11 protein-coding genes are annotated in these 10,601 nt (G+C 45.6%); 2 read left to right on the top strand and 9 right to left on the bottom strand.

Annotated features, from left to right (window positions below):
• Positions 1–33 precede the first annotated feature (33 nt).
• Positions 34–714 carry a GntR family transcriptional regulator gene (locus QZZ55_RS15125; protein ID WP_293268221.1) on the top strand — a complete coding sequence of 227 codons (681 nt, stop codon included), beginning with the start codon at positions 34–36 and terminating at the stop codon, positions 712–714.
• A 41-nt stretch (positions 715–755) separates the two neighbouring features.
• Here the strand turns inward: QZZ55_RS15125 and QZZ55_RS15120 are convergent, their stop codons facing one another.
• The 9 genes from QZZ55_RS15120 to dapA form a co-directional block, all read right to left on the bottom strand.
• Positions 756–1,574, bottom strand: a complete 819-nt coding sequence (locus QZZ55_RS15120) for a DMT family transporter (protein ID WP_293268220.1) — start codon at positions 1,572–1,574, stop codon at positions 756–758.
• A gap of 92 nt (positions 1,575–1,666) precedes the next feature.
• Positions 1,667–2,701, bottom strand: coding sequence for a proline racemase family protein (locus QZZ55_RS15115; protein WP_293268219.1), 1,035 nt, complete (start codon positions 2,699–2,701; stop codon positions 1,667–1,669).
• A gap of 34 nt (positions 2,702–2,735) precedes the next feature.
• On the bottom strand, positions 2,736–4,295 hold the full coding sequence (locus QZZ55_RS15110) for an L-serine ammonia-lyase, iron-sulfur-dependent, subunit alpha (RefSeq protein ID WP_293268218.1): 1,560 nt from the start codon (positions 4,293–4,295) through the stop codon (positions 2,736–2,738).
• Between the two features lie 115 nt (positions 4,296–4,410).
• Positions 4,411–5,913: an aldehyde dehydrogenase gene (locus QZZ55_RS15105; RefSeq protein ID WP_293268217.1), complete on the bottom strand. Its 1,503-nt coding sequence runs from the start codon at positions 5,911–5,913 to the stop codon at positions 4,411–4,413.
• Between the two features lie 33 nt (positions 5,914–5,946).
• Complete coding sequence (locus tag QZZ55_RS15100; protein WP_293268216.1) at positions 5,947–6,669, bottom strand: amino acid ABC transporter ATP-binding protein; 723 nt, start codon at positions 6,667–6,669, stop codon at positions 5,947–5,949.
• Entirely contained in the window at positions 6,662–7,333 is a 672-nt protein-coding gene (locus tag QZZ55_RS15095) for an amino acid ABC transporter permease (protein WP_293268215.1), read from the bottom strand. The genes QZZ55_RS15100 and QZZ55_RS15095 overlap by 8 nt, the downstream gene beginning before the upstream one ends.
• A 12-nt stretch (positions 7,334–7,345) precedes the next feature.
• Positions 7,346–8,005 carry an amino acid ABC transporter permease gene (locus QZZ55_RS15090; protein ID WP_293268214.1) on the bottom strand — a complete coding sequence of 220 codons (660 nt, stop codon included), beginning with the start codon at positions 8,003–8,005 and terminating at the stop codon, positions 7,346–7,348.
• 60 nt (positions 8,006–8,065) lie between these two features.
• On the bottom strand, positions 8,066–8,884 hold the full coding sequence (locus QZZ55_RS15085) for a transporter substrate-binding domain-containing protein (protein ID WP_293268213.1): 819 nt from the start codon (positions 8,882–8,884) through the stop codon (positions 8,066–8,068).
• Positions 8,885–8,990: 106 nt separating this feature from the next.
• Entirely contained in the window at positions 8,991–9,866 is an 876-nt protein-coding gene (gene dapA, locus QZZ55_RS15080; protein ID WP_293268212.1) for a 4-hydroxy-tetrahydrodipicolinate synthase, read from the bottom strand.
• A 459-nt stretch (positions 9,867–10,325) separates the two neighbouring features.
• On the opposite strand from dapA, the gene QZZ55_RS15075 reads away from it, so the two are divergent.
• Positions 10,326–10,601 (top strand): proline racemase family protein (locus QZZ55_RS15075; protein WP_293268210.1); only part of this gene is annotated, 276 nt, incomplete at its 3' end.

The raw sequence follows: 10,601 nt of genomic DNA, 5'->3' as shown, positions 1-10,601 counted from the left end.
AATTTCTTTCAGCAACCACCGGTTACAGACTCTATGAGCAAAGGTACAACACCCATTTACAAAACTCGCACCCAAATGGTTGCAGATATTTTGCGCGAGAAAATTCTGACCGGTGAGATTGTCGCAGGCGACCCCCTACGTCAGGATGCCATTGCTAAAGAGTTTAATGTCAGCCGGATTCCTGTGAGAGAAGCGTTATTGCAGCTAGAAGCTCAGGGCTTGGTATTGTTTGAAGCCCATAAAGGCGCTACTGCTACAGAATTGTCTACGGCCAAGATTCACGAGCTATTTGAGCTTCGAGCACTGGTGGAGTGCCATGTACTGGAAAAAGCTATTGATAATATGACCGAAGAAGATTTCTCAACCACCGAGAAAATTCTTCGCTCGTTTGAAGAAACCGTCGAAAGCGGTGATCAGGTTGAAACGTGGAGCGATCTTAATTACGCGCTACATGAAGCCCTCTATAAGCCCGCAGATATGCCCCAAGCGATGGAAGTAATCCAAAGTCTAAATATTAAAGCAGACCGTTATATCCGGATGCAGTTATTATTTACCACAGGTATAGATAAAGCAGATCAGGAGCATACTGAAATTTTAAGCTTATGTCGGCAACGCAATAAAGAAGCAGCCTCCGCATTGCTGCGCAAGCATATCCTTGAAGCGGGGCAGGCAATCCATGACTTGCTAACGGAACAACAAAAGAAAATTGCCTAATTCATCGGCATTGAGCATTGTTTTTTAGATAAGCAGCTTACTTATAACGGCTGCTTACCCGAATGATAAAACCCCCACATCGCAAGCAGTGTTATCACTGCGCCCGCTAGCTGTAATCCAGACATTACTTCTCCAAGAATCAAATACCCTGCCAGCATTGTTACTACTGGCTGCAGTAGCACGTAGTTCACCACCGAATTAATCCCGTGTAGTTTTATCAGCTGATACCATAACCAATACGCCAAGATAGAAGACCCACACACCACATAAGCCAGTGATAGCATACTGTTAATAGTGAATTGAGCAGCCAGTGGAGTATCCGCCGGATTCAGCCAGTACGCCAATAAACACAAGGGCGCACTAATAAAACCAATCCAAAACTGTAACGTTAGTAATGACAAGTTACTCAGGTTACGAATTTTCAGATTTCCGACCGCCCACATACAAACGCATAATAAAATGAGTAACGCCCCCGCCTGTATCTCCACGCCTCCCACAAGCAAGGTCGGTACTAAGGCCCCCATTGCGGCAGCGAAAACCGCAACCATCTGCAACACACGCAAACGCTCATTGAGAAAGATAAAAGCTAACAATGACGACAGTGGGGCTCCCAGTAATAAGATAAGACCCGCAACCACACTGTCGACGTAATGCAGACCGATACTTAACAGGCAAAAATGCCCGACTCCCATTATCATCGCCAGACCTATCACCTGACCAATGGCCTCTCGAGGAATCCGAAAAAATGGCAGCAACAATAGACTCAAAAGAGTAAACCGCATACCCGTATATAAGAGAGGTGCCATATCGGTCACACCAACCTTCATGAACACGACGTTTAGCCCCCAAATCGTAACCACAAAAAGCGCAGGGAAAGCAGGTTTAGAAAGCAAATTATTGATGATTACGATCCCCACTAGAAAGCTTAATGATCGACATTACTTTTCGTTGATTATGTCCCAATAACTGGCCAAGTATCTGCTACCCGATAGCCTTCCTGCCACGGGTCTTGCGGATCAACCATGTGTTGATGCGTTCCGGTAAGCCATGCTCGACCAGAAATCAGCGGATAAATAGCATCACGGTCGCCAACCTGAGTCATGCTATCGATACTGCAATTAAAACGAGAACCAATCACCGACTCACCTATGTAACGGTCCCCTACTTTCAACAAACCTTTTGCGTGTAGCAGTGCCATCCGTGCAGAACAACCCGTACCCGTTGGCGAACGATCTAGCTTACCCGGTTGAATCACAACCGTATTGCGGCCTAACAAGATGCCATTCTCTTGCTCTAAGGGCGCCGCTATCTGACAAAATGAAATATGACGCCAGTCCGGATTTTCCGGATGATAGAAGCCTAGCTGTTCATTAGCTGCATTTGTAATCTTTATACCTGCTTCTGCAATTTCACGGGCTTCATCCGGGGTGATCGCAAAACCCAGTTTCTTTGCATCAACAATAACAAAACTGTCGCCGCCATAAGCGGTATCAACCCTGAGAGTACCAAGACCACTGACTTCAATAATGGCGTCTATCTTATCAACAAACGACGGAACGTTACGCACCGTAACCTTTTTGACTTTGCCATTCTCACACTGGGCCACCACATTGATCAGACCACCGGGAGGCTCCAGTGTCATATGCGTTTCAGGCTCCTGCATCGGGATAATGCCGGTTTCCAGTAATACGGTAGAAACACAGATACTATTAGAGCCGGACATCGGCGGAGTATCTTCCGGTTCCATAATGATCCAACCCATTTGAGCTTTTGGATTCTTTGCGGGTACCAACAGATTCACGTGTCTAAACACTCCGCCTCTGGGTTCATTCAGAACAATATTACGCAGCGTCTGATCCTTAGCTATCCAGCGTGACTGTTCCCATATCGTATCACCGGGTGGCGGTAAAACGCCCCCAACAATTACGTCTCCCACCTCTCCTTCTGCATGACAGCTAACCACATGAATTACTTTATTTGTCTGCACTGCTATTTCCTCTAATCCATTTCACAGGGGTCAATCAGCAACTTTTAAAGCGTATCAAACGTGCTTCTATTTGCTTCGAACTATCCGTAATAGAAAGCCCCCCTAAAGCCGTGCATCGCAGTTCGTGCGCGATACTTTTACCCACCACAAAATGGGTATCGACCACCTCATCAAACGTAACTACCGGATCGTAGTTAGCCAGCGCCATATTGGCACAAGAAACTGCATTGGATGCCGCCATCACATTACGCCCCAAGCAAGGAGCCTCTACCCGATTAGCTATCGGGTCACAAATCATCCCTAGTGAGTTCTGCAATGCCAGAGATGCTGCAGTGATCGCTTGTTGTAAATTACCCTCTGCCAGCGTTACTAGGCCTGCTGCGGCCATAGCAGAACCGGCACCACACTCCGCCTGACAACCGCCAACTTCAGCAGCAAAAGAAGAGTGTTCAGAGATAAACATCCCAACAATCCCCGCCGCCAACATCGCTTTAACAATCTCATCTTCCGACTTTCCAAGCACCTTACCAGCGCCGAGCAAACTGCCCGGTAATGCACCGCAGGAACCTGCTGTAGGGGCCGCAACAATGACACCAAATGAGCTTTTCACCTCCATCATCGCACTAACATACATAACGATGGTGTTCAGCAAGCCACTATCCAGTAAGCTATTGTTTTGCATACATTCACTAAAGCCTACCGATTGACTGTGCAATATCCGGTCTTCGTACTCTGTACCGCATAAACCAGACTTAATCGAGCTATCCATAATGCGAACGATATCGCGCATTCGTTGCAGCACATCAGCCTCAGAGATAGCACCTCGCGCACTTTCAAATCGCACAGCTAACTGCCACAGATCCAAATCTTCAGCTTGCCCCATTGCTAGTAATTCATTGCAGCGCAAGAATGGCACTTCAATATTTTTACGAGACAATACTGGCAGTACTGGCTTCAGGTAACGGACGAAATCAACTCCCTCACTATTTTCTATTATCAAAATATCAGCAGGATCAAAGCCCACTGCATTTTTCAATTCAAGAAAACAACGCTGCCCTTGATGACGCTCAATAAAGTCAAATTGTAGTTTTTCCGGTAATGACTTTTCTATCATTTGCCAATCACAGCCATAGATCAGCAGTTCATAACAATCACCGAAGAGTTCAACCACAGCACCATCGATTTCTTGCACTTCAATCATGCCGCCGCCCGTGGATATAGCGGTAAGCGAGTGTTCAATAGAGGTATTGGAAATTCTTATACGGTAGGTATTGGGGTGTTGAGCGTCATAGCTCACATAATTCACCTGAATACTAATACCTGCATCTGTAATACTCTGCCGGTAACTCATCATTCGTTCATCATCAGCTTGCCAACCAAGAACACCTCCGTACAGCCCCATATCAGTACCTTGGCTTTCATGGGTGGTGACTAATGAACCGTTCGGGTCGTAATCGATGATCAGACCGCTAATATCAGCACCGATCAAATCTCGCAGCAATAAGCCGATGCGACAAGCGGCAGCACTATGAGAACTGGAAGGCCCGCGCATTACGGGCCCTATGACATCATTAAAAATACTCGATATAGCCATAAACTCACCTGATGATCATGTAAGAGTTACCATCGCTTCCCCCCTAAGCTCTCATATGGAAATACTTCGGGGGGGAGCATCAACGGATTATCCTTAAGCGGATGAATGGAGAGGTTTACTCACTAAGATCGAGCCAGATTGTTTTAGTCTCAGTGTATTGGTCATGAGCTTGTAAAGAGTTATCTCGGCCACCAAAACCAGACAGCTTATAGCCACCAAATGGGGTGCTGATATCCCCCTCCGCATAACAATTAACCGACACAGTACCGGCCTGAAGCTTGCGGGCATAACGCTGAGCGTTAACCCCGCTGGACGTATATAGAGAAGCCTGTAAGCCATAGCAAGTATCATTAGCTATAGCCAAAGCCTGTTCATTGGAATCAGCAGTAATAATGGCGAATACTGGACCAAATATCTCTTCACGAGCAATAGTCATATCCGGGGTAACATCATCAAATAGGGTAGGTGCAACAAACAAACCATCGCCAATCACTATCGGAGCACCGCCAGCTAGCACCGTTGCACCCTCTTCCTTACCTTTAGATATGTAATGACAGATCTGGTCATACTGCTCTTTGCTGACAATAGCACCTAAAGCATTATTTGGATCTAACGGATCTCCGGTATGCCACGCTTTCATTGCCTGCAAAATGTTAGTGGTTAGCTCTTCTTTAATATCTTTATGAACAATCACCCGAGAGTTAGCAGTACAGTTCTGCCCCATATTCCACAACGCAGCATAAACAATATGCTCTGCAGCATTGTCCAGATTCTTTGCATCAGCAAGTACAACAGATGGATTTTTTCCACCACATTCCAATACGATTTTCTTTAAATTACTCTGCGCAGAGAACTCAAGAAATTTACGGCCAATCTCGGTTGATCCGGTAAAAGAAACCACCTGTACATCATGATGCAAGCCAAGAGCCTGCCCTGCTTCGTGACCATAACCAGGTAGCACATTCAGCACGCCTGCGGGGATACCTGCTTCTAGAGCTAATTCAGCCAAGCGTAAGGTGCTCATGCTGGTTTGCTCTGCAGGCTTAATGACAACGCTATTACCCGTTGCAAGTGCTGGGCCCAATTTCCAAGCCACCATCATGAGAGGAAAATTCCATGGGAGAACACAAGCAACTACACCCAGCGGTTCACGGACAATCAAGCCAACCGCATCATTCCCTGAGGGAGATAGCTGGTCATACATCTTATCGGCTGCTTCTGCGTGCCACTCGATGCAATGAACAGTTTCCGGCAAATCGGTTAGCTCACACTCTCGAATCGGTTTACCACTTTCTAGACTCTCCATCACCGCCAGTTCACGGCTGTGCTTACTGATAAGGCCAGAAAATTTAAGCATAATTTTTTTACGTTCTGTGGGGTGCATATTTGCCCATTCACCCGCTTCAAAGACAGCTTTAGCATTGGCAACAGCAACATCGACATCATCTTTGTTGCACGCAGCTACCTGCGCAATTTCTTCGCCCGTGGCAGGGTTGATGGTTGGCATGGTCTTCGCTGACAAAGACGGTACAAACTGACCATTAATATACGCATGGACAGGTAGTTCCAGACTACCGGCTAAATCACGGTATTCACTTAGTGTTAGTAATTCTGACATGGCTAAAGTCTCTATTATTGTTCTTGAAGATGATCAGCGGACATTACTTAAAAATTGCTGAGTGCGTTCTTTTTGTGGATCATTGATTAACTGTTGCGCCTGACCAATTTCTTCAATGACGCCCTGATGGAAAAACGCAACACGGTCAGAAACATCTCGGGCGAAGCTGATTTCATGGGTGACTACGATCATGGTCATGCCGTCATCTCGTAACAAACGAAGGGTATCCAGCACTTCACCCACAAGCTCCGGATCAAGTGCAGAAGTAACCTCATCGAACAGCATATAATCCGGCTCCATCGCCAGTGCGCGTGCAATCGCTAGGCGTTGCTGCTGACCTCCTGACATCCGCGTCGGATAAACATCCAACTTATCGCCAAGACCAACATGCTTCAGCTGCTTCTCTGCAATGCTGTAAGCTTCATCTTTGGATTTCCCCAACACCAGTTTTGGTGCCAGCGCGACGTTATCAAGCACACTTAAATGCGGAAATGAATTCCACTGTTGGAACACCATACCAATGTGGCGGCGTAACTCATTTAGGTTGGTTTGATCAGCATGCACGTCAATGCCATCGACGATAATCTGTCCACTTTGGATTTTTTCCAGAGCATTAATGCAATACAGCATCGTTGATTTTCCGGAGCCACTGGCACCAATCACACTGATTACTTCACCCTTCTCAACACTCAAATCGATACCTTTTAAAACCGTAATATCACCAAATTTTTTTTCGACACTTTTTAATTCAATCATACTGCCACCTCTGTTCCAGCCTGGCTGTCATCTTTGATATAGGATAAGAAAGGGCAAAGTAAAACAGCCCTACAATAGTCAGAATAATGAACGGCTCTTGGGTTCTGGTAACCAGGATCTGCGAGGCCCGAAGAAGCTCGATATAGCCCAGGACTGAGACCAATGCCGAATCTTTCAATACCCCCAGCGCAACGCCGGTCCATGCCGGTAATACCGCCCGCAAACCCACCGGCATAACCACATACCGAATATCCTGCCAGTACGTCATGCCCAGAGACCTGGCTGCATTTCGCATCGAACTTGGTACCGCTTCAATACCACCGCGCGCAACTTGTGCTACCAATGCCGCTGTATAGAAAATCAATACGATAGTTCCTGCAGCAAATGGCCCTACGGGTAACCCTAGAATTGGTAGGAAATTAAAAAACAGTAGCAACTGAATAATTAATGGCACACTGCGAAACACATCGAGCACAGAACCCAGAGTCATATTCGCCCAACGAGAGACACTCAGCGCCCAACCAAACAAACACCCCAGTATGGTGCCGACCGAGATAGCAATGGCCGAAATTACGATGGTGCCCCCTGCACCTTTTGCTAAGTACCACAGGTCGCTGACCTGAAATCCGCTAAAGAACTGAATTGCATTTACTTCAGTAGACATACATTTACACCTCTAATAACGGAACAGTTTTCTGCAAAGCAGATAGGAAGTGCCCAGCACAATTTTAACTAGCAGGTAGTAGATCACTGCCGCAGCCAAGAAAAATTCAAACAACCGGAATGTATTTGATGCCAAGAACTGAGTCTCACCGGATAGCTCACGAAAGCCAACAAGCATCCCTAAAGAACTCATCAGAACCGCCCACACCAACTGGTTAGTTAACGGGTGGTAGATCAAGCGAAACACTTGCGGAATAATAATGTGCAAATAAGACTGAGAGGCGCTCATGCCTAAACTTCGCGCGGCCTTAATCTGAGTGTCAGGAATTGCCAAAAACCCTCCACGAAAATTCTCTGCCAAATATCCTGCATTGTTAAATGACAAGCCGCACAAAACGATCATGAAAGGCGAGAGGTGCCAACCAAACGCGCCCAAGCCAAAACCAAAGAAAAACAACTGTAGCAACGCCGGCGTGTTACGGGCGATTTCAACCCAAACAGTGGCAAATAGATAAAGTGGACGGTTACCATGTAAACGCAACAAGGCCAAAACAAGACCTAATACAATACCGATAATCATCGACAATGCAGCAGCTTCCAAAGTGGTTAATGCTGCCTCCATTAGGTCAGGCAAGGCTTTGATAACAGGCCGCCAATGAAATGTGTAATCCATATTAATACCTATTAATGAGTGATACCGGTGCTACTTATTACATAGCACCGGCAAGGTTGATTAATACAGTACGTTTGGAATACGTAATTCCGGGGCCTGACCGCCTACATAGGTACCCCAAAGCTCTTGGTAACGACCCGAGCGCACCTGATGAGTAACAAACAAGTTCAGGTAGTTCAGCCAGCCCTGATCTTTCCGTGGACCCACCACAGAAGTGTAATCAGTGGTCCATGGCATACGTGGACCCGCGCTCAGACTAGCAAACTGCTGAACAACAGGTTTAACGGCAGTGTTAGTCGTTAAACCTGCATCAGCCTTACCTTGAGCAACCGCCAAAAACACTTCGTTTTCACTTTGGTAGCCTTGGTATAAGTCTTCGGTATCCCACTTCTTCGCTAATTTAAGAAACTCTTTTTCAGGCAAGGTCCCCACCGCCGCGGCGATACGCTTACCTTTCATATCTTCAACAGTCTTTATTCCAGAATCTTTACCCACTATCGCTTGAGAGTAATAAACAGCATAGGGAATTGAAAACCCCACAGTGATAGCTCGCTGCAAAGAGTCTGAAGTGCCGCCGAATACGACATCAGTACGATTATTGACAATAGACGGTAAACGTTCGGCCCATGTAACTGGTAGAATTTCAGCATCAACATCCAATGCCTTTGCTAGATCATTGCAGTATTCAACATCAAAACCAGCGGGCTCATTATTAGCATCACGGTAACCAATAGGTGGGAAGTCCAGCACAACGCCACAGCGTAGAGTGCCTTCGCTAATAACATCATCAAGCTTATCTGCTTGTGCTGAGGTAATAGTGCCAAATGCAATTACACTGCCGATTGCCAGTGACGCTAAGTGCTTGGTAAATGTCTTCATGTCTCTATTCCTATTATTGTATTGAGATGTGACATCAAGGGGTTAGCAACCCCTCAAAACTGTAAAACACGATTTTTATTCTTAATTCATGAACCTTGTTATTAAATTACTTAAGAGAGGCTGCTAACGTTGCTATAAAGTCCGCTTTATCTTCTTCGCTGATGGGCAGCAATGGCGCACGCACTTCACCCACGGGCAACCCAATATGAGCGCAACCCAGTTTCGCTTTTTGGTTATAGTCAGAAGATTCTTGATTTTTTAGTACGGGTAAAATGCGTTGCATGGTGTTGCGCAGAGCTACATAATCACCGCTTTTTGCAGCACCGATAATCTGCACGTGCTCTTTTGGCAAATAGTTGGCAGCACCTCCAATCCAAGAACGCACGCCCCAGAACATGTAATCAGCAGCCTGATCATCAGAACCACAAATCACTTCGAAGTCAGTCATTCCTGCGTTAATTAGGCTAAGTGCACGGCTAAAGTCACCGCTGCTTTCTTTAATTCCAACAATGTTCTTGTCTTTGCTCAGCTCAATGACTGCTTCTACACTGATCTCAACGCCAGAGCGATCAGGGAAGTTATACATAATGATCGGCATATCAGCTTTAGTACTAACCGTCTTGTAGTGCTGAATAATTTCCGATTCCTGCGGTAGGCAATAAATAGGTGGAGCCAACATCAAAGCCTGATAACCAAGCGATTTTGCTTCTTTCGCCTTATCAACTGAGCCTGCAGTATGAGTATCGTTTACACCGGCAATCAGTAGTGCACGGTCACCGACGAGGTCAGCAATAAAAGCCATGACGCTGCGACGTTCATCACCTACAAATGCATAGTATTCACCCGTCGTACCGCATGCGACGACACCACGAACGCCTGCTTGTATTAGATGATCAAGCAGTTTGCCTAAAGCACTGTAATCCACCTTACCTTCACTATCGAAGGGGGTGACTACAGGAACCAAAACACCTTCTAAATTCATAACCTTTCCTCAATGTAAGTAAAACGATGATTCAGGTACTGCCAAAGAACTAGTGCAAATACTTCACTACCCCTGGCTCCTCCTGACGAAACCTTTAAAGAACTCTCCCATGTAATGACACACAGTCACTCGGTAGCGCTTTCGCAGGTAGCTGTAAAAAACCAGTGAAAATCATCATAATTCAAATGAATATTTTATACAATATATAATATTCAAACAATTTTGATTGTTTTTTGTACATTAAATAGCATTATAAAAATCTTTGAAAATAGGCTAAAAGCCCCATTAAATGGGACTTTCAAAGGATTTATTGTGAGATTTCTTGTAAATTGCAACGGACACTTAAGATAGAAATGCAAAGCTTCCATTGAAAAATTAAATATTGTATAAAGTATACATATATTGAAAATAACACCGTTGTAAGGTGTTAAATAAGAAGCTAATTACAGGTAGTTAAGTATGAGAGAAGGCACTTTTTTCTGTATTGATGCACACACATGTGGCAATCCTGTTCGCTTAGTTGCAGGTGGATACCCTGACTTGATTGGCGAAACAATGAGTGAAAAGCGGCAGTATTTTTTGCAAAATTTCGACTGGATTCGTCAAGCCCTGATGTTTGAACCCCGCGGCCATTCAATGATGTCTGGTGCTATCGTATACCCTCCCTGCTCAGAAGATGCGGATGCATCAGTGCTCTTTATCGAAACAAGTGGCTGCCTACCCATGTGTGGTCAC

Origin of the sequence: Neptunomonas sp. (genome assembly GCF_016744175.1) — a bacterium.
GTDB lineage: Bacteria > Pseudomonadota > Gammaproteobacteria > Pseudomonadales > Balneatricaceae > Neptunomonas.
This window is presented reverse-complemented; position numbering and strand designations above follow the sequence as displayed.